This window comes from Streptomyces sp. NPDC001401 (assembly GCF_042895385.1).
In the GTDB taxonomy this organism is placed as follows: domain Bacteria; phylum Actinomycetota; class Actinomycetes; order Streptomycetales; family Streptomycetaceae; genus Streptomyces.
In genome coordinates this window covers 61,181-78,539 of record NZ_JBIAWI010000021.1, presented here as the reverse complement: position 1 = coordinate 78,539, position 17,359 = coordinate 61,181, and the positions used below count along the sequence as shown (strand labels likewise).

The 17,359-nt window shown below is 66.9% G+C and carries 23 protein-coding genes; 4 read left to right on the top strand and 19 right to left on the bottom strand.

Features of this window, described 5'->3' with window-relative positions; translation table 11 throughout:
* Positions 1–7 precede the first annotated feature (7 nt).
* The 19 genes from ACFY10_RS45435 to ACFY10_RS45345 form a co-directional block, all read right to left on the bottom strand.
* Positions 8–556 carry a hypothetical protein gene (locus tag ACFY10_RS45435; protein WP_390671249.1) on the bottom strand — a complete coding sequence of 183 codons (549 nt, stop codon included), beginning with the start codon at positions 554–556 and terminating at the stop codon, positions 8–10.
* Complete coding sequence (locus ACFY10_RS45430; protein WP_390671248.1) at positions 553–1,347, bottom strand: hypothetical protein; 795 nt, start codon at positions 1,345–1,347, stop codon at positions 553–555. The genes ACFY10_RS45435 and ACFY10_RS45430 overlap by 4 nt, the downstream gene beginning before the upstream one ends.
* A gap of 171 nt (positions 1,348–1,518) precedes the next feature.
* Positions 1,519–2,523, bottom strand: a complete 1,005-nt coding sequence (locus ACFY10_RS45425; RefSeq protein ID WP_390671247.1) for a DUF3560 domain-containing protein — start codon at positions 2,521–2,523, stop codon at positions 1,519–1,521.
* Positions 2,520–2,756: a hypothetical protein gene (locus ACFY10_RS45420; protein ID WP_390671246.1), complete on the bottom strand. Its 237-nt coding sequence runs from the start codon at positions 2,754–2,756 to the stop codon at positions 2,520–2,522. Before ACFY10_RS45420 ends, ACFY10_RS45425 begins: the two co-directional genes overlap by 4 nt.
* Positions 2,753–3,439, bottom strand: coding sequence for a hypothetical protein (locus ACFY10_RS45415; RefSeq protein ID WP_390671245.1), 687 nt, complete (start codon positions 3,437–3,439; stop codon positions 2,753–2,755). The genes ACFY10_RS45420 and ACFY10_RS45415 overlap by 4 nt, the downstream gene beginning before the upstream one ends.
* Positions 3,440–3,656: 217 nt before the next feature.
* Positions 3,657–3,974: a hypothetical protein gene (locus ACFY10_RS45410; protein ID WP_390671244.1), complete on the bottom strand. Its 318-nt coding sequence runs from the start codon at positions 3,972–3,974 to the stop codon at positions 3,657–3,659.
* A 77-nt stretch (positions 3,975–4,051) separates the two neighbouring features.
* Positions 4,052–4,360 carry a hypothetical protein gene (locus ACFY10_RS45405; protein ID WP_390671243.1) on the bottom strand — a complete coding sequence of 103 codons (309 nt, stop codon included), beginning with the start codon at positions 4,358–4,360 and terminating at the stop codon, positions 4,052–4,054.
* Between the two features lie 80 nt (positions 4,361–4,440).
* Positions 4,441–4,788 carry a hypothetical protein gene (locus ACFY10_RS45400; protein WP_390671242.1) on the bottom strand — a complete coding sequence of 116 codons (348 nt, stop codon included), beginning with the start codon at positions 4,786–4,788 and terminating at the stop codon, positions 4,441–4,443.
* A 146-nt stretch (positions 4,789–4,934) separates the two neighbouring features.
* Positions 4,935–5,399 (bottom strand): hypothetical protein, encoded by a 465-nt coding sequence (locus ACFY10_RS45395; protein WP_390671241.1) that lies wholly within the window; start codon positions 5,397–5,399, stop codon positions 4,935–4,937.
* Positions 5,400–5,427: 28 nt separating this feature from the next.
* On the bottom strand, positions 5,428–5,952 hold the full coding sequence (locus ACFY10_RS45390; protein ID WP_390671240.1) for a hypothetical protein: 525 nt from the start codon (positions 5,950–5,952) through the stop codon (positions 5,428–5,430).
* Complete coding sequence (locus ACFY10_RS45385; RefSeq protein ID WP_390671239.1) at positions 5,949–6,377, bottom strand: hypothetical protein; 429 nt, start codon at positions 6,375–6,377, stop codon at positions 5,949–5,951. The genes ACFY10_RS45390 and ACFY10_RS45385 overlap by 4 nt, the downstream gene beginning before the upstream one ends.
* Before the next feature lie 65 nt (positions 6,378–6,442).
* Complete coding sequence (locus ACFY10_RS45380; RefSeq protein ID WP_390671238.1) at positions 6,443–6,604, bottom strand: hypothetical protein; 162 nt, start codon at positions 6,602–6,604, stop codon at positions 6,443–6,445.
* A gap of 37 nt (positions 6,605–6,641) precedes the next feature.
* Positions 6,642–6,785 (bottom strand): hypothetical protein, encoded by a 144-nt coding sequence (locus tag ACFY10_RS45375; protein ID WP_390671237.1) that lies wholly within the window; start codon positions 6,783–6,785, stop codon positions 6,642–6,644.
* Between the two features lie 129 nt (positions 6,786–6,914).
* The gene (locus ACFY10_RS45370; protein WP_390671236.1) at positions 6,915–7,775 is read right to left on the bottom strand and encodes a hypothetical protein; all 861 of its coding nucleotides are present in this window, start codon (positions 7,773–7,775) and stop codon (positions 6,915–6,917) included.
* 91 nt (positions 7,776–7,866) lie between these two features.
* Complete coding sequence (locus tag ACFY10_RS45365; protein WP_390671235.1) at positions 7,867–8,916, bottom strand: hypothetical protein; 1,050 nt, start codon at positions 8,914–8,916, stop codon at positions 7,867–7,869.
* A 161-nt stretch (positions 8,917–9,077) separates the two neighbouring features.
* Positions 9,078–10,181, bottom strand: coding sequence for an AAA family ATPase (locus ACFY10_RS45360; RefSeq protein WP_390671234.1), 1,104 nt, complete (start codon positions 10,179–10,181; stop codon positions 9,078–9,080).
* A gap of 55 nt (positions 10,182–10,236) precedes the next feature.
* Complete coding sequence (locus ACFY10_RS45355; RefSeq protein WP_390671233.1) at positions 10,237–10,575, bottom strand: hypothetical protein; 339 nt, start codon at positions 10,573–10,575, stop codon at positions 10,237–10,239.
* 159 nt (positions 10,576–10,734) lie between these two features.
* Complete coding sequence (locus tag ACFY10_RS45350) at positions 10,735–11,298, bottom strand: hypothetical protein (protein WP_390671232.1); 564 nt, start codon at positions 11,296–11,298, stop codon at positions 10,735–10,737.
* Positions 11,299–11,403: 105 nt separating this feature from the next.
* Positions 11,404–11,619 (bottom strand): hypothetical protein, encoded by a 216-nt coding sequence (locus ACFY10_RS45345; protein WP_390671231.1) that lies wholly within the window; start codon positions 11,617–11,619, stop codon positions 11,404–11,406.
* Between the two features lie 201 nt (positions 11,620–11,820).
* Between ACFY10_RS45345 and ACFY10_RS45340 the strand changes: the two genes are divergently transcribed.
* The 4 genes from ACFY10_RS45340 (at position 11,821) to ACFY10_RS45325 (ending at position 16,365) form a co-directional block, all read left to right on the top strand.
* Complete coding sequence (locus tag ACFY10_RS45340; protein WP_390671230.1) at positions 11,821–13,197, top strand: hypothetical protein; 1,377 nt, start codon at positions 11,821–11,823, stop codon at positions 13,195–13,197.
* Positions 13,175–13,843: a hypothetical protein gene (locus ACFY10_RS45335; RefSeq protein WP_390671229.1), complete on the top strand. Its 669-nt coding sequence runs from the start codon at positions 13,175–13,177 to the stop codon at positions 13,841–13,843. The genes ACFY10_RS45340 and ACFY10_RS45335 overlap by 23 nt, the downstream gene beginning before the upstream one ends.
* A 350-nt stretch (positions 13,844–14,193) precedes the next feature.
* Positions 14,194–14,961 carry a S1 family peptidase gene (locus ACFY10_RS45330; RefSeq protein WP_390671228.1) on the top strand — a complete coding sequence of 256 codons (768 nt, stop codon included), beginning with the start codon at positions 14,194–14,196 and terminating at the stop codon, positions 14,959–14,961.
* Between the two features lie 408 nt (positions 14,962–15,369).
* Positions 15,370–16,365, top strand: coding sequence for an SAVMC3_10250 family protein (locus tag ACFY10_RS45325; protein WP_390671227.1), 996 nt, complete (start codon positions 15,370–15,372; stop codon positions 16,363–16,365).
* Positions 16,366–17,359: the final 994 nt, after the last annotated feature.

The following is a 17,359-nucleotide window of genomic DNA, read 5'->3' as shown; positions in this document are numbered from 1 at the left end:
GTAGCGGTTACTTTGATGCGCTCTGGAGGGCGCGGATGGCGCCAGCGCGGGCTGCTGTGGCGGGGCAGGGGCCGGTGAGAGCCCTCACGTGGGCGACGACCTGGCCGTGGTCGTCCCTGCGGACGGCGCGCTGCAGGCCCTCGAAGGCCTGCGCCACGTCGTCAACGGTGGTGGCGTGTCCCCGCCGGCACGGGCAGGTGTCTGCGATGTACGCGGACAGCGCCGTGAGTAGATACGAGTGCTGGTCCTGTGGGACGCAGCGGCGATGGCGCATCGCGGGGCGCGCACGGCGCAGATGGCTGTAGAAGCGCAGGACGGGCTTGCCGCACATCAGGCAGGCGACGGGCCACAGAACGTCGCTGCCCGGATACCCGCCGAGCGGCGCCCAGCCGAGTTCGTCGATGCGGGCGGCAGCGAGGGCGGCGGAGGTGACGTTGCGGAGCGTGGGCCCCAGCCCGGAAAGATAGGTGCCGAGCTCATCACCGATGGCTCCGTCGACGGTGCCCGCCAGGGGTGTCTTGCTGATCACGGTCTCGGGGTCCTCGGGCCGGATCATGCGGTGGTGTAGGCGCGCAGGACGGCGTACGCGGCGGCGATCGAGGTGTCGCTGGCGCGCAGGGCAAACGGCGCGCTCGGTTCGGCCGTGTTCGCGTCGTGGAGGATCTCGAGCGGTCCGTGTGTCGGGTAGAGGTTCGTGAATCCGGCCCGGGGCGGTGCACCGTTGATTTCGGGGAGGGCGTCGAGGACTGCCCGTACCTCCGGCGGGAAGGGGTCCGCTTCGCCTTCGAGATGAGACGGGGGCCTGGTCAGCGCAGTGCGCCCGCACCGGATGGCCTGCTCAGCGGTGAGCCGGTTCATCCGAACGTTCACGCTCACGGCGCCGGGGCGTGGCGAGCGCATGTGGATGCACAGGGCCGGGTTGGCGCTGTCCCCGCCCTCCAGTACGAGCTCTGAGCGTGCGGCTGTTCCTTCCGCCACAGCGAGCAGCCGGGCGTCGCGCAGTGGGAGGCTCAGCAGCCGCAGTGCCGCGAGGGCGTCGCGGCGCCCGAAGTGCGGCAGGACATGGCTGTGGATCAGCTCGGCGACCGTCCCGCCGTTCGCGTTCTCCATCGGAGTGGTCGCGGTGAACGGCTTGGCGGGATGGCTCGGCTCGCTGTCCTGGGAGACGAAGGCGCTGACGCTGAGTAGGCCATCATGGGTTCGGAGGCTGCAGCGCAGGCCGAGGGGGTGGGTCACGATCGCCGTGCCGAGCAGCCCGGTCACGGCCCATTCCGGTCCGAGTGCGGCGGCGGTCTGCTCGGTGAGCATGAGCAGGTCTGGAGCGACGAGCTGAGTGTCGTAGGGCATGAAGTGCTTTCTTCGCAAGTGCCGTTCCGCATCCGGTGATTGCGGTGAGCGGACGGCTGTGGGCGTGGTGAAGGGGGTGCCGGTGAAACCTGTCCAGCACCCCCTCATTGATAATTATTCTACTATGGTTAGGAGGGGGGTAAACTGCGAAAGACCAGGTCAGGAGGGGGGTTACTCGGTGGTGGAGGCGGCGAGCGCGGCTTCCATCTCCTCGGCGCTACGGCGTCCGAACACCTCGTCGTAGGTGAGCAGCCACGTCCAGCCGTCGAGCTTGTTGTCCGAGGCGCGTACGACACCCCCGCCGATGCCGTTGTGGATGTGCGGGATGGTCACCGACTTGGCGTTCACGCGCAGGACTTCGAACCAGGTCTTGCCCCGGCGGACGAAGTCACCCTTCTTGAAGTCGGTCTTGGACCACACCTTGAAGCCGTTCTTCTCGGCCTCGGCGATGACCGCTTCCCAGTAGGCGATTTCCTCGGTGAGCTCCTCGTGCCGGATCACGAGCTCCTGCACAGTGTCTGGATTGGTCATGTCCCGGCCGGAGCCCTCAGCCGACTCCTCGCGCTGCCGCCTCTGAACGCGCCGCAGGTCGGCCTGGAGCCTTTCGATGCGGCGCAGGGTCCGCCGCGGCGCCTTACGGAACTGCTCGTACCCTTCAGCCGCCCTCTGACGTCCGGACCAGTACGAAGCCTTCTCGCCTTCGCTGATGCTTGTCCGCATCGCGTGGTCCATGCGCTCGACATCGCGGCGGGCGCGGCGCTCGGAGTGGTGACCGACCAAAATCGGCTGCCCCATGGGGATGCCGTCGGCGATCTGGTGGCCGTGCTGGTACGCGGAATCGGAGCGACTCGCGGCATTGTCGGCGTAGCCGCTGAACCGCTCGGCCCGCCCCTCGGCGCGCTCGACACGGTCCGCCTCGGCTTCGGCGAAGCTACGCCGGTTGCTCTCGTCGATCTTCACGTTGACCTCGAAGCCGGCCTCACGCAGGGCGGCTGCGGCCGCGGTGATGTACCAGGTCTTGGCGGCGCGGTCGCGGGACTGCCGGATGCCGAGCTGACCGATGGAGGGCATGTAGCGGAAGCCGTGGCGGCGGACGATTTCGTAGACGCCATCACCCTTCACGCTGCCCTCGATGAGGGTGCCTTCGCTGCGGGTATGGATGATCTCGATGGTCACTGTCGGGGTCCTTCTGCGAGTTCAGGCAGGGTGATGGGGATGAGGGCCAGACCGGTGTGCCAGCCGCCGAAGATGTCCTGTGCCGCGCGATGAGCGGTGCGCAGCTCATACCAAGTGCCGTGGCCAGCCAGGGCTTTGGTTGCATCAATGCGGAATGCGATCGCCTCACCGTGCGTGTCGCGCAACGGCTTGTTGCCGTGGCCGCGCAGCCACACGTATCCGCCGACCTTCACGACTCCTCCGGCGTGTCCGCGCGGGAGCACAGGAGGAGCGCCGTCTCCAGGGACACCAGGAGGTCGTCGCGGTCGAAGGCGAGGGACGACGCGGCATGGCGTGCCGAGTGCGGCCCGGCGCAGAAACCTTCCGCGTCACCATCCGGGTGCTGCTCGGCCCACGAGAACGCGTACTGGGTGAAAGCCCACGCGTACTGGCCTGCGGACGTCGGAGATTCGAGCTCGGCCGCTGTGGCGGATCGGGCTTCCCAGGCGGCGAGGAGAAGCACCTGCCGTCGCACTTCCGGGCTGGTCAAAGACCACAGGCTGGGCAGGCCGAAGACGACGAACGCCTCCTCCACATTGTTGTCCACGGCAGCTATGGCTCGGGCAAGGAGTCGGTGGAGCGAGACGATCTCCTGCTCGCCGTCCTCGCTGTTGCTGGTGGTGTTGTTCACGGGCTTCTCTTTCGTGAGTGACGGTGTGGTGGCCCAGGACGGCCACCACGTGGTGCGGGATTCGGGATTGTCGGGGCCGGGCTGGCGCGAGAAGTCGCGGGCCGCGCGCACGTGGTACTCCCACGAGCCGTCCGGCCAGGGGCCCTTGTGGTCGATGACCGTGGCGGTACCGTCCGGAAGACTGCGGGCCCACTGCTGGTTGATGTGCGAGACCCGCGTGCCGATCGGCAGGGGGTGGCGGGTCATGAGTGGTCGGCCTCGTCGGAGACAGGCGAGCGCGCGAAGAAGGCAGCGATGCCGGTCCGCGTGCGCTGGCGGTCTCGGCGCTTCACAGCACGCCGGACGCGCAGGGCTATCTGCCGGTTGGGGAAGTCGTCTTCGGGGTACCGGTCGCAAAGCCCGACACGGGCGATCTCGCGAGGGCTGAGGATCACAGGAGTCCTTCTCGTCGGATGGGCGTCGATCAGTGGGTGCTGTCGTTCGTCCGGCATTCGTGTGCTGCCTGTAGACGTCGGGCTGCGGTGATCAGCACGCAGGCATCCGTGTCGCGGCCGAGCAGGACCAGCCCGCACACTTCGAACATCAACGGCCAGTGACAGGCGGGAACCTCATCGGCGAACTCCTCGAATGTCACAGCCTGTTTGGCTCGGCTGCGTCGGGTCCAGGCGCGGTAGACGATGCGCTGCATCGTGCGATTGGCCCGGCGGGTCTGGGTGCTGTTGAGACCGAGGTTGCTGATGATCTCGGCGGCCGCCTCAAGCGGCAGGTGCTTGTCGAGCACGGTGGTCATCGTCTTTCGGGGATCCGGACAGGCGGCGCTGGCCGGGGCTGCGCTGCGTCGCAGCCCCGCGGCGGGCATCAGTGGGCGGCCACGCCGAAGAACAACCAGGCGCCTGAGCCGTCGACCGCCGTGATCGGCAGTGCGCCGGCGGGCCCGTACTTGCCGCTGACCCGCGGATCGTCGCCGTCGAGCAGCTCCTTCGCGCGCCCCACAGCGTCCTGCTCGCTGCGCTTCGGCTCGTCGAGCAGCGTCACCTCGTCTTTCTCGGCGATTGTGCCGGTGTAGCCGGAGGTCCCGTACTCCCATTCGGCCTGCGCGCGGGCAGTGTTGAAGGCCGTCTGCATGTCGGTGCCGGTGGCGGTGGTGTAGAAGTCGAGAGCGCCCATGAGGCGGCTCCTTCCATCGAGTTGAGATGGCGGCATGGCGCGGCCCGCCCCGATACGAGGCGGGCCGAAGTCGCGGAGCGTCAGTGGATGTGAACGCGAGGCCGGTTGGTGCGCATGACTCGTGCGCGGGCAGGCTGCTGGCCGTCCTGCGTGCTGTAGATCTCGGCGAGCACACGGTCGGCGCCGACCACCGCGGTGACCGCGTCATCGAGTACGGAGCTGCGCAGGTCTGGGCCGAGCGTGCTGAACCATGCCTCCATCGCGGCGCCGTCCTTCTTCACCAGGCCCAGCGTGTCCGCGTACGCCTCCCAGGCGTGCCCCGTCATGTGCGCGGCCCAGTTGATGGCGGTCGCGGCCTGCTCCTCGGTGATGTTGTGCATGGTGGCGACCTGCAGAACGGCGAGCGGGTCCGGCGTCATCGTGCGCATCAGGGGTGCTTCCTTTTCTCGTATTCCAAGAGGGAGTTGGGCGTATTTCCCCTTCCCAACTGAGATTAATTCTACTATCTCCAGGAGGGGTGTCAATTGCGTTTGTGCAGGTCAGAGCCTCGGAGGGCGCCTCGTTGCGCGCGTCTCTACGCTGCCGCGCGTGCCTCGCGGCCTGTGCGGGAGGCGCGCTTGCGGATGCTTGCCGCGCCCGCGCGCCGCACCTCCGCCCGCTGTGACGTCACCCGGCACAGTCCGCACAGCGGCTCCCCGAGCCGCTGGTGCGCCTTCACCCCGCTGCTCGTCCCGCACGTACCCGCCTGCGAGGCGAGCTTCGACAGAGCAGGTGCACCTTCGGCCACAGCGACGGCCCGTCCGTTGACCCACGTGCGCGCCGCGCACACCCCGTCGAACCGGTTCGCCTCCGGCCGCACCCGCTCGTAGCACTCCAGCATGAACGGGCACAGCTGCGCGCAGCCCTCCATGAGCGGCCCGCAGGCCTTCATGACGTCACTGGGTCTGCTGCGGACCAGCTCCTCGCTGGGCACGTACCCGTCGAGGCCGGCGCACGGCGCGGCGGCAGTCCAGGCTGCGGAAGTGGTGGAGGTGATCACGGAAGGGCCTTCTCGTTGTCGCGTGGAATCAGAACAAGGCGGGCTGCGCCTTGGCGGGCGGGCAGATGGCATCCAGGGCGGCCGACGCCTTCAGCTCCAGGCTGCTGGCCCGGCGTGCCCACGGGCGGTAGAACAGGGACGTCCACAACTCGGGCGTGCGGAAGGGGACCGGGCCCGGAATGTATGCGGCTTCGTGCGCTGCTACGGCCTCGACCGCCGCGCGCAGGAACCCGTAACGAACGGGTGTCAGGCGGGAGTTCACTGTCTGGTGCACGTCCTGCCAGTACACGAGTCCGGACCGCGCACCGCCACGAGCATCGACGTCGTAGCGAAACCCGCACCCGCTGGGCATGGCCGACCAGCGGGTCAGGCATCCGGCATCCGGCTCTCCCTCGAGGCGCCGGACGCTGCGGTTGCGCTGCCCCTCATCGAACTGCTTCTCGCCCCACCGGATGCGGGCGCGAAGATCCGGCAGGTCGATGAACTCCAGGAGCAACGCCGGTGAGAAGAAGTCACGCACGGCCATCTGAAGGTCGTCCTCGTTGAGGTTCACGCCCTGGCCCCGTCGAGGTCGCGGAGATGTGAGCAGGCCTGGAGGTGGGCCGTCGCAGCCTCGACGAGGGGCCTAAGGTCCAGGTCTCCTACCTCGTAGTGGCACGGATGAGGGGGCAGGCTGTCGTAGACCACGCACCGCCAGGCGGGCGCCGGCCCGTCCTCGGGCGCGTGGCTCAGGTGCCAGCCTGCGAGCGCCCCGGGCGCCCAGCGGTTGAACGGCAGGGCGTCTTTGCAGGCGACCACGAACAGCGTGCCGTCGTCGGCGAATGCGCAGATGGCCAAACCGCCGTGGGTTTCTATGTACGGGTGCAGTCCGGCCTCTTCGAGGGCGATGTGCACGTCGCTGTACACGGCGAGAGCGCGCTGTTCGTCCGGCCCGTAGTCGGCACGGATCGCGGCCACCTCGGCAGTCACATCCAGCATGTCTATCCATCCTTCACGCTGGTTGTGCACTGGCCTATTTTGGTCCAGTGCACAACCAGCTGCGATTACTTGACCTTCAGCGCCACGCGCTTCGTGAAGTGGTCACCAAACCGGCTCCGCAGCACACTGACCGCCAGGTCCAGCGTGCTCCATGCGCACTGCGGGATGTCCGTGAAGAGCACCCCCGCCAACGGCAGATCGCCCTTGGGCTGCTGCGTGAGCGCCAACGCCTCCCACCCCTTGCCGCCCGGCCGGCACTGAGCCTCAACGGAGCTCTCCGTGATAGGCGATCACGCGCACCTCGTCGCCCCGGCAGGCCACCTGGAACATCCTCGCCCTGGTGAAAGCGTCAATGAGTTCGTCGTCGGGCATGTAAGCGATCCCGCGGCAGATGGAGCCGTACTTCATGTGTGCCTCCCAAGGTGAGCTGGCCCTTCCTGCTCATAGGGTTAATTCTACTATGTGCGGCAGGAGTGGCAAATCGCCTGAGCGGCAACCGCTGCACATTTATACATCAGCCTATTTCTGGCGACGACTCTACCTCCCGCCGCCAGCCGCAGCCTCCCGCCTCCTGCTCCGCATGGCAGCAAGCTGCTGCCGCGCAACCTCCGACAACCCCTCCACCCCCGGCTTACGCCGCACCTGCGCCAACACCCGCTCATTCGCCTCCCGCTCACGGGCCTTGAACCGCTCCTTCTCTGCCCGTTGCTGCGACGCCAGCAGCTGCCTCGGACTCGTGCCGCAGCCCCGGCATGAACGGCTCGGCTTATCCGGATGCGTCGGGCACGAACCCTCCTCTGTCTCGTCGAGCGGAGCGTCACCCGGATCCCCTGCGGCGTTAGCTGTGGGGGTAGGGGGGTTCTTCTCTGGATATTGGCTCTGGTTACTAACTAGAACGCCCGAAGATCCGGCGTTCGGTGAACCGGCGTCCGGAAAACCGGCGCCCGAAAACCCGCCTTCGGTGCCACCGGCCTCCTCCTCGTCACTGCCTCGTCCCCCCTCGGGCCGCTCCTTGTCGGCGGCCGCATTGCCCTGATCCAGCTGCTTCTCGAGCCTGCGCGCCACCCGCCGCGCCTCCAACTTGCGGTACTCCTCGGCCGCCCACTCCTGTGCCGTGTCGTACACCTCGGTGATCCGGCTCAGCGTCCCGTCCGCCAGCCGCTCGGTCACCACCCGGTAGTAGCCGAAGTCCTTCAGCTCGCGCAGCGCCGTCTTGATCGCCTCCTTGCCCTCCTTGCCCGCGCTCGCGATCGACTCGGCACGCACCCTCCACGCATCCGGCTTCGAGATCAGGAACGCCAGCACGCCCCGAGCCCGAAACGACAGACGGGAATCCTCAAGGGTGGCCGTCGGCAGCACGGTGAACCCGGTGCTGAGGTGGCGGCGCAGAATCGACACGGAGCATGCCTCCAAGGCGGTAACAGGACTTCGAAAGATCAAAAGAGAGGGCGAACCCCACACCGTCCGTGCGGGGCCGCCACAGAGGCCGTCAGGAGGTCTTGCGGGCCCGGCTGACCTTGATGGTGCGGGCAGTCTTCTGACCGGCCGCCTTACGCCGGGGCACGACCATGCCGGCCCGGCGCAGAATCTGGATCATGGCCTTCTCGTCCGGGACCATGGGCACGACCAAGTCGGCGTCCTCGAACAGCTCGACCATCGCAGCGACATCCGACTCTTCCTTGTCGTTGCCGCCGCCCCACCCCAGGTGGTTGTCCCCGTAGTTGCCCTCCGGGGAGTCGTCGAGCATCGCCCGAGCCATCTCCTTGACCCGCTTGGCCTCCCGGAATCGTTCATGAGCGCGCACGTAGTCGGCGAGCGCCTTCGCGCGGTCTTCGTCGTCGTGGACGAGAATCGTCTGCGCGGGCCGCCCCGGCGGCACACCCGGCCAGCAGGCATGAACAAACGGGCAGTTGTCGCAGATCACCGACAGGCCGGGACCGTCATGGTCGCGCCGCAGCTCCTCCGGTGAGTCCGTCTCCACGACACGGTCCACCCACCAACGAGCCTGAGCAGCCAGCCACTCGTCGAAGACGAACTCCTCGATGTGCTCCTCGCCCGTATCCCGGCATACGAAGCGGAACCGGATGCGCTGCACGTCGATCGGGCCGAGCCTGTGCAGGTACCGCTGGCCAGGAACATCCGCGAACCCGACCGTGCGCAACAGGTCCGCGTACAGCAGGACTTGCCGCATCTCTGCTGCTGTCGGCCCGAACCTCACGACCCGGTCCCAGACGCGGCTCGACTTCGTCTTCACGTCCTCCACCGTCAGGTGCGCGGCAGGCTCGGCAGGACGATGCCGCTTGGGCAGCCGCGCTGCCGTGGCGGCGTCGAGCTGTACGACGTCGATGTGCCCGCGCAGGGTCCCGTCCGTGACGGTCCGCTCTATGAGCCACCCGTACTCGCGGCGGGCATCTTCGAGCAGCCCCTGGTGGATGTACGTGCCGAGGATCGCGGCGCGCTTGTCCCCGGCGTTCGTGCGCTCCGTGCCGGCCAGGATGTATCCGGCACGGCGTGAGCAGATCGTGTCCGACGCCCCCAACTGTCTCTGCACAGAACGGGGTCGGCGGGCATCAACGGAGTGCGCGGCATCCCAGATCGACAAGGAAGCAGGCGCACTCAAGGTGGTGGCAGTCATAGCAGTCTCCAAGAGGGCACGCCGGGGCCCGACCCGTCACAGCGGGCCCCGGCAGGGTGCGAAGGTCAGGCGGCGGCGAACTCGTCGGGCGGCAACTCCTCGAAGTCGCCCGGGCCCTCGGCAGCCTGGTCCTGCTGCTCAGCTGCAGCCGCCCGCAGCCGCGCCACGTCATCGCTCGTGGGGTCGCTGAACTTCTTCGGGTTCTTGACCTCGGCGGCCGTGCGCTCGATGGCAGCGCGCACCACGAGGACCTCGTTGCGGCTGAGGTCCTCGTCTGATTCGACCTGCCGCCACAACTTCTTCAGGCCGTCAACACCCTGCTCGGCCGCCTTGTGGACCTTCGGCATCCACTGCTGCGCCAGATCCCCGGTCAGCTCCGGGGCGACCTTGGGCTGGTTGTGGATCGAGCAGCCCATCAGGCCGAACACCAGCCTCTCGATGGAGAAGCCCGGCAGCGTCTTGGGCTTGCCGCTGCGCGGCACCTCGAACTTCAGCGACCGGGCGCCGATGATCTGCGGATCGCTGTCGCGCTGTAGCCGCACCCACACCGTCGCGTCGTAGGCGAGGGACTTGTGGCCCTCCACCCGCCAGTCCTTCGTCTTCGGGATCGGATCGCCGTTGCCGTCCACGGCAGCCACTTCCTTGCCACGGGCGAGCAGGATCACGATGCCCGGCATGGTGCGCACGAGATACATGACCCGCTGCCACCGTTCGGATGCGTCGTTCCACAGGTTCATGGAGGGCCGGATCTCGGCATCCGGGTCCTGGCGCAGCTTCGCCTCGTTCTTCGGCGTGCGGTGGGCGCGCTCGTTGGTCCAGTTCACGAGCATCCGCCACAGCATCGACACCGAGTCGATCACCAGGACGACCGGCTTCTCCTTCGCCGCGGCAGCGCGGCTGGCCTCGGCGTGCACGGCCTCGATCTGGCCGAGGATGTCGCGGTAGCTGCCGTTGTGCTCGATGAGCAGGTAGTCCGCACCCGGCACGTTCGCGTACTCATCGGCCGTGTCTTCGCCGAGCTCCAGCCAGTACGCCTGGCCGGTCTGCTCCGAGCCGGTGAACGCCGCAGCCTGATGCGATTTTCCGCTCTTCTCCTCGCCCTCGATCAGGACGATCGGCCAGGGGATGACGCCGGTGGGCTTGCGGGTGCGCAGGCGTGGCACGGTCATGCTGGACACAGAACATCTCCAAGAGACTCACAGGAAGTTAGACACTGGCCTATTTTTAGGCTGTGTGGATCTTCCTGATCTCGAACAGGGGGAACCACTCGGGGTGCAGGTCGATGAGGCGTCTCGCGTAGCGGCTCCGGAAGTCATTGTTGAGCTTCCAGGGCTCCCCGCGGGTGGCGAGCCCGTACTGCCAGCGCAGGACCTCGAACAGCATCCCAATGCCGATGCGCCTGAGTCCGCGCTCGACGCAATCAGCGGTGAGGTTCTCCAGGTGCTTCAGGATCCAGGGGTTGAGCTGGTCGAATGCCTCGAACCGCTCCTGGATCGTCAGCTTGCCGCCTGGGTTCTCGGGTTGCTGTATGGCCGCGATGGGCAGCTCTAGCTGCACGGTCACTTGCCCCTCCTCGTTCGATGTATCGCAGCCTATTTTGCATGCGGTTACTGCCGCTCGCGCACGCACCCTTAGCGGATGAAGTTAATTCTACTATGCATCGAGGGGTGGGCAACTCCGCCGAACCGCTCCAAGGCAGCGAATCCGGCGGACGCGACGACGCTACGACCCCGCTGCGGCCTTGCCTCGCGCGGCGATCGCCGACCCGGGCCCGTCGTAGCGGCCCTCCCGCAAAGCCGCAGCGACATCCTCCTGCAGCTGCCACACGCCACCACGGCTCTGCGCCATCGTGTGCTCCGCGCCCTCAAGGACGGTCGACAACAGCCAAACAGGGGAGCCGCCCAGAAGGTAGTCCTCCGCCGGCAGCATCCCGCCACCACGATTGCGAGCATTCGCCGCCACATGCTGGCTGACACCGAACAGCGCCGCGTACTCCTGCAGCCCGACCAGCGGCGGCAGCTCGCCCTTCTTCATCGGGCGGACCGTCGCCTGCTGCTCCTCCTCCAACTGGGCAAGGCGCGCCTCATCCAGCTGCCGGCCGCGACTGCCCGGCGGCAGCGCGAAGTCCACAGCCAGACCACCGGGCCAGTACGGCTTGCCCGAGACGATCACGGCATCCTCGTAGGAGACGATCCCGGCCGGGATCCACCGGTCGCTGACCGCCGTCGGCGCAACGTTATAGATCTTCGCGAACTCCTTGCGGCCCACGATGAGCGGCTTCGCCACGACGGCCTCCTTCCTGCTGCTCCACCATCCGGGACATAGCAGAATAGTCGCTACAGTGGCGAATCCCGCACGCGAGGGAGCGCCGCCGGCAAGGCGCTCACTTGCTCATGCGTCGCCGCGCGTTCCGTTCCGCCTGCGGTGGCTCATCGCCGTAGAGCGCGGTATCACCAGGTCGCGCTGCCCGCGGAAAGTGCGAAAGACCTGCTGGCGTACAAGATCGCTACTGATTCCGGTCGTGCCGATCTGACCCGTCTCGACCAGGCGCGTGAACAGCATGGAGCAGTGGAACCCGGCGCCCACCCGACGCGACAGCCGGGCCATCAGCCTGACCATCACCAGCCCGAACAACCGAAACGGCCCGCCGAAGAAACCGACGGACCGTCACGAAAGTTCGAGGCTAGCCAGGACGTCTCCGAACGCCTCACCGATGGCACATCCTTGAGTAATTCTTTGCTCCTGTTTTTGTTACCTCAAGTCCAGCTCAAAGATTAATTGAAAGGTTGACGTGGTCATGCAGTTCTTGTGATTGTTTTCCCGTGCCCTTCCACGGGGGGAGGGCGTCAGGAAGTGGTTATGAATACTCACGCAAGACGTGGGTGCACCACCGCCGCACTCGCTTTCCTTTTGACCGCTGGAAGCGGGTCCGGTATCGCGTTCGCCGACACCGGGGCGACGGTCACACAGGACACCGAACTGGCCGGTATCGCGAACTCGTCGTCACTGACCACACCGGTGGTCGCGCAGGGCACCGTGGACAACGCGGACGGCACCCCGGCCGCCGACACGAACGTCATCCTCTACGCATGGCCGAACAACGACACCGAGGCGACTCTTCAAGAGGGTGACTCGGTGAAACTCCAGCCGGTTGCCCGGGCGGTGACCGACAGTTCAGGTGCTTACGCGCTGAGGATGGCTTCGCTGTCCTCGCTGGCACCGCAGACGGCGAACGACGGGACGGTCAACCTCGAGATCTTCGCCCGGTCGGGAAGCAAGATGGTGGTGTCCAACTTCGCGAGAAAGGTCGTGGGTTCGTCCTCGTCCGCATTCCTCGCAAACAGCACATCTTCCGACTCCACCGCATCGCTGGAAGACGCCACAACGCTCCAGGCGTCAGCGGAAACCAACACCCTCACTCTGGACGCCGATGCCTCCACCCCCACGGAGGACGGCGCAACAGCCACCGCCACCGAGGATCCCTCGATCACGCCGTCACCGGTCACCGACGCCGGCAGCGTCACCGCCGATGACGAGGCGACCGCCGACACGGGCGTGTCCAAAGGCTGTGTCACACAGCTGAAGAAGAAGCTCGGCGCCCAGTGGGCGATCGTCGGCCAGACCTACAGTTCGACGACGGGCGTCGACCACAAACTGGTGTACACCGACGGCGCCTCGTCCAGCCTCGGCATCGGTGTCTCCGCAAGCGGGAAGTTCGGTTCGTACAAGCGGGGTGGAACAAACTCCAAGTCGAGTACGTCCACGACGCGGTACCCGACCTTCGGGAACCACGCGGGTGTCTACTACAAGACGAAGTTCCAGTACGGAAAGTACCTGGTGACCTGCACCTCTGCGGACTCGGGAAGCTGGCACCAGACACAGCACTACGAGGTCCGCGCCATGTCGTACGCGGGTGGCGCAACCCACTCGTCCGCCAGCATTCCAACCGCGACCCACTGCTATGCCTACGAGAAGGGCAGCACGTTCACGAAGAAGCGTTCCAATGCGGTGACCTGGACCAATGGCGCGAGCCTCAGTGACATCATTGGGGTCGACCTCTCGGCAGAGACCGGATACACCTCGGACGCCACGGTCTCGTACAAATTCAACGCGACCCGTCACCTCTGCGGCACCGGCGGCGACCCGGGCGGTACCCACCCCTATGACTTTGTTGCCAAGAACTAGCCTGCGGCTGGCGGCGGTGCTGGCGCTTTCCCTGGGCGGCTTCGCCACGGGATGCACCACTCCCGCCGCCGGCGCGGACGGACCACTGCACGGTGCCGTCGACGAGGGCGCACAGGTCTGCACCCCGAAGAGGACCGGCCAGACCCTCTCACTCGGCGCCGAAGTACTGCACAACTACGGCAGTGATGACGTGGTCGTGGACAGCGTCGTCCTCGACGATCCGCACGGCCTGCGGCTCGTCACAGCACTGCTCGTGCCGGTCAAGGACAACCTGTTCGGCGTCGACTCCTATCCCCCCAGCTCCTACAGCCTCAACCAGCCGGGGGTGCAATGGGCCCAGCGCCAGCGCGCCGTCGGTGCGACCCTCACCCCCCAGGGGCCGGGCGCCACCGAGAGTGCCGACGCCGTGCAGTCGGCTGCCCCTCAATCCGCTGAGCCCACAACCACCCCGTCGGGCTCGACGACTCCCGCGCCCACGACTACCAAGCACAACCTGCTTCTGGCCATCCGCGTGACGGGGAAAACGCCTGATGCACACCTGTCTGGCGTGACTGTGAAGTATCACGTGCGAGAAAAGAAGTACGTGTGGCGCAACCTCACTCAGCTCACGGTGGAGACCAACAAGGACGCGTGCCCGCCTGTGTGAGAACCGCTCCGGTGGCGCCGCCTTCACAGGCGGCGCCACCGCCCACACGATGTCGAGACAAACGAAAGCGACGTGCTGAGCGTGGCCCCTCCGCGCAGGCAGTCGTCCTGCTGGCCCTCGGCATGGGCGCCGACAGCAGCCGGGGCATGGCTTCGGCCACGCAACTGGAATCCAGCACAGGAGGCTGAGGCGACCTTCTGCATCTCGGTCAAGGCCGGAACAACGCTGCCCCTGAACGCCGAGACGCTGCACCACCACGGTGATGGAAACGCCACGCTCGACAGCGGCGACCCCGATGATCCCCACGGCGTGCTGCGCCGCCGAAACCGCAAAGAGAGAGTGTTACTGCCATGAGACGTGCCGCGGCCGTGGCCCTGGTCGCCTGTGTCAGCCTGCTGCCGGGCGGCTCCGGGGCTACCACGGCCCCGGTCGCGCCCGTGACCAGGGCCGTGGTGGCGCTGGCCAACGCGTCCTCGCCGGCCGGTGATCTGTTCAACGGTCAGTTCTGCGGCGGCGTACTGGTCGCCCCGGATCTGGTCCTCACCGCCGCACACTGCGTCCGCACCCGGCGACCCGGCTCCGTGGACGCCGTTGTCGGGGCGGACAACCTGTGCCGGGGTGCACCTGTGCAGGGGCAGCGTCTGCACGTGCGCCGGATCGTGTTCCACCGCCAGGGAGCGGACGCCGCACTGCTCGTGCTGGGTGGAAGGGCGACGGCGACGCCGGTCCGGCTGCCGGACGCCGGGGAGCGGCTGCCCGCCGGTGGTGCCGAGTTCGGCTGGGGCCGCAACGGCTACGGAGGGGTCGCGCCCTGTCGGCGTACGAGCGTGCCGCTGCGTTTCGTGGCGGATCGTCAGTGTGTGGCGGCACAGCGGAATCTGGGGATCAAGCCGCGTCCCACCTGGGAATTGTGCGCTGTGCCTGGCCCGGGGGCCAGCCGGAACACCTGCACGGGCGACTCCGGCAGTCCAGTGCTGGGCGAGAGCGGCGAGGTGACGGTGCTGGGGCTGGTCAGCTGGGGGCCGAGCTGCCGAGTGGACGATGTCGGGGTGTATACCCGAGCAGAGCCGCTGCGAGGCTGGGTGCACGCGCTGGAGCGGCAGACGCCCAGCACGTGAGACCGCCATCGACGGTCTCAGAGTGCTGCTGGCGTCGATGACCATCTCGGCGCCGCTGGGCAGCAGGTCCCGCTCGCGGTACCCGTCACCCAGGTGCTCATCGGTCACCTGGGTCAGGTATTCCGGGTCGGGCTTCATCGCGTGCCGAACCAGCGTCTCCTGGATCGGCACGTCCAGGTAGTAGCAACGTGAGAGGGGGTGTAGCTCTGCCTGAGCGAGATCGTCGTGGTGGGTTGTTGCTGCTGCGGATCGTTTGCCGGATCGTCGTGTCGAGGGTTCGGTGCTGGGAGGTGCCGGAGATCGCCCGGTTCCGTGCGCACATCGCCCAGGCCCGTGAGAGGACCCTGCAGGTGGGGTAGTGCGACCGCAGTCGGCAGGAAGAACGGCAGAAGGGACCGAGGCAGACCCATGGACGAGTACATGTACCTGTCCAGGACAAAGGTGGCGCAGTCCAGTTCCCGAGGCCGGTGGCGTCTTATGCCTCTGACCCTCAGAGTGGCGACGCCATTCGGTGGCGTCGACGTGGAGCTGCAACGCGATGCCTCGGATGCCGAGCTCGCGCACCTCAGACGGGTCGTCAGGCATGTGAGTAGGCGGACCTTTCAGTTTACCGACCATAGGGCGCGGGCGGGACGGTGGATCTCTTTCGAAGCGCCGCTCAACTACTTCGTACTCGGTGACGGGGAAGACCGCACCGCACACCTTCCGACAGTTCTGTTCACCGACCCACCAGGTTCGGTGGCCGGTTACGATCCGCAAGGCGATCGGCTCCTCCTGCACGGTTCTGCCCGCCACCTCCTTCCTCAGGGTTCACCGGAACTCCAGCAATCCACCGGAGAGTTCCCCTATCAATTCCATGGACCCAGTACAGTTCACGGCTTCGTCCATCTCTTTCCCCAGGTGCGGCTGCCTCTGGTCGGTCCGATTGCCGGTCCGAGATTCGGAGATCCGTACGCTGTCGATATCCGCGGCCGCTCCGTCATCCACCGTGCCCCAGGTCTGTTCGGGGGGACGCACGCCCTGGTCTCCACCGTCGACGATCAGTGGCACCTCGAACTCGCGACGTGGGCGCGCGGGCTGGCGCGCGTAACGGCCAACCTGGCAGGGCCACAATGCGGTGGAGCGAGGCACTCACAACCGGGTGTTAGTACTGATCGAGCCCCAGCATCAGCAGCCCTGGCGCCCACAGTCGCGGCACCAGACTGGGCATGCGTCGTCCAGGGCGTAGATGTTGGTCAGCGGGGTGTCGCGCGACACGGGCGGGGCCCGGCCGCTCGCGGCCGAGGTCCCTCGGTTCCCGGAGGCGGAAATCCTTCGTACGCCTGGGACCGGGCGATCGAGACCGGGCTGGTGGAGAGCGGCGTGGAGTGCTGTCCCGTCTGGAGATCACCTGAGAGGCGATGACGGAGATCCTGTCTAGCGGAGAGGCGGTAATGGAGCCCGGCCCCGGGGTCGAACCGGGGGACGCCGAACCGGCGGATGCCTCGGGGCAGCCGGCGAAGGAAGAGGAGAGCCGGTTCGGGGTGGGATCGCCGGTCGGAGTGCGGCTGGTGCCGTGGCGCAGGCCATCGGAGTCCCACCAGCTGTGGGAGAGCGGGTGCCGCAAATCGTGGGGGCCTGCGTACTCTGCGAGCTGCCAGCTATTCCTCGACACACCGGGGCCAAGCAGTCCGCGGACACAGTCCCACATCCGGCGTCGTCCTCCACCCGGGAGAAGCGGCCTCCGGTCCGCAGGAAAAGTTCTTCGAGTTCCAGGTCCCAAGCATTCGTTGGTGCATCGTGGACCACAACAACGGACTGCTCGTTGCACTGTCACTACATGCGGCGCGGGCACCGGTTGGTGGCACAGCCGCGCCAAGTCCGTCCCGCGTACGTCAAACCCCCGCTAGACTCCCCACCGGCAGGCCGTTGACCAGCAGAAACGCAGAAGTCCGGCTGGAGCATAGACGAAAACCTTATGAAGATCGATGATTGGGGCAAGGGCTTGAGTGCCGAGGCCACTTCAGTTGCCTACACCTATTTCGACCGAGCGTCGGGTTGCTGGCTAGTCAAGGTCTCACTTGGGGCGTCCTACACCTTCGAACGTGAGCGACTTCCTCCAAGCAGCCCTCGGCGCGCGGCAGCTTTGAAGCAACTGGGCTGGAGTCCTGTCGGTACTTGGGCTTGGTCTGAGGAACAAAACGGGAAATACTCCGTCTTGACGGGCACTGTCATCGTGGAATCTGTTTTGGGCAACGGCGCGAGTTAACTCTAGGTGTTGCTGGCCATGACGTTGGTGACGCTTGTGCCAGGGTTCCGTCGTTCTTGCGATCGGCGGGAACACGTGAGGCCGAGGGGCGCCGACGACCGGACCATGTGCCGACGTGATGGCCCGGAGACGGGGATGGACCTTGTTGAC

Excerpts from the sequence above, each read along its gene's own strand:
- ACFY10_RS45400 (WP_390671242.1), bottom strand. The coding sequence starts at position 4,788 with ATGCGCACGATGACGCCGGACCCGCTCGCCGTTCTGCAGGTCGCCACC.
- ACFY10_RS45385 (WP_390671239.1), bottom strand. The coding sequence starts at position 6,377 with ATGCTGGATGTGACTGCCGAGGTGGCCGCGATCCGTGCCGACTACGGG.
- ACFY10_RS45330 (WP_390671228.1), top strand. The coding sequence starts at position 14,194 with ATGAGACGTGCCGCGGCCGTGGCCCTGGTCGCCTGTGTCAGCCTGCTG.
- ACFY10_RS45435 (WP_390671249.1), bottom strand. The coding sequence starts at position 556 with ATGATCCGGCCCGAGGACCCCGAGACCGTGATCAGCAAGACACCCCTG.
- ACFY10_RS45375 (WP_390671237.1), bottom strand. The coding sequence starts at position 6,785 with ATGAAGTACGGCTCCATCTGCCGCGGGATCGCTTACATGCCCGACGAC.
- ACFY10_RS45360 (WP_390671234.1), bottom strand. The coding sequence starts at position 10,181 with ATGACCGTGCCACGCCTGCGCACCCGCAAGCCCACCGGCGTCATCCCC.
- ACFY10_RS45430 (WP_390671248.1), bottom strand. The coding sequence starts at position 1,347 with ATGCCCTACGACACTCAGCTCGTCGCTCCAGACCTGCTCATGCTCACC.
- ACFY10_RS45405 (WP_390671243.1), bottom strand. The coding sequence starts at position 4,360 with ATGGGCGCTCTCGACTTCTACACCACCGCCACCGGCACCGACATGCAG.
- ACFY10_RS45345 (WP_390671231.1), bottom strand. The coding sequence starts at position 11,619 with ATGGCCCGGCTGTCGCGTCGGGTGGGCGCCGGGTTCCACTGCTCCATG.
- ACFY10_RS45325 (WP_390671227.1), top strand. The coding sequence starts at position 15,370 with ATGGACGAGTACATGTACCTGTCCAGGACAAAGGTGGCGCAGTCCAGT.
- ACFY10_RS45415 (WP_390671245.1), bottom strand. The coding sequence starts at position 3,439 with ATGACCCGCCACCCCCTGCCGATCGGCACGCGGGTCTCGCACATCAAC.
- ACFY10_RS45335 (WP_390671229.1), top strand. The coding sequence starts at position 13,175 with ATGACTTTGTTGCCAAGAACTAGCCTGCGGCTGGCGGCGGTGCTGGCG.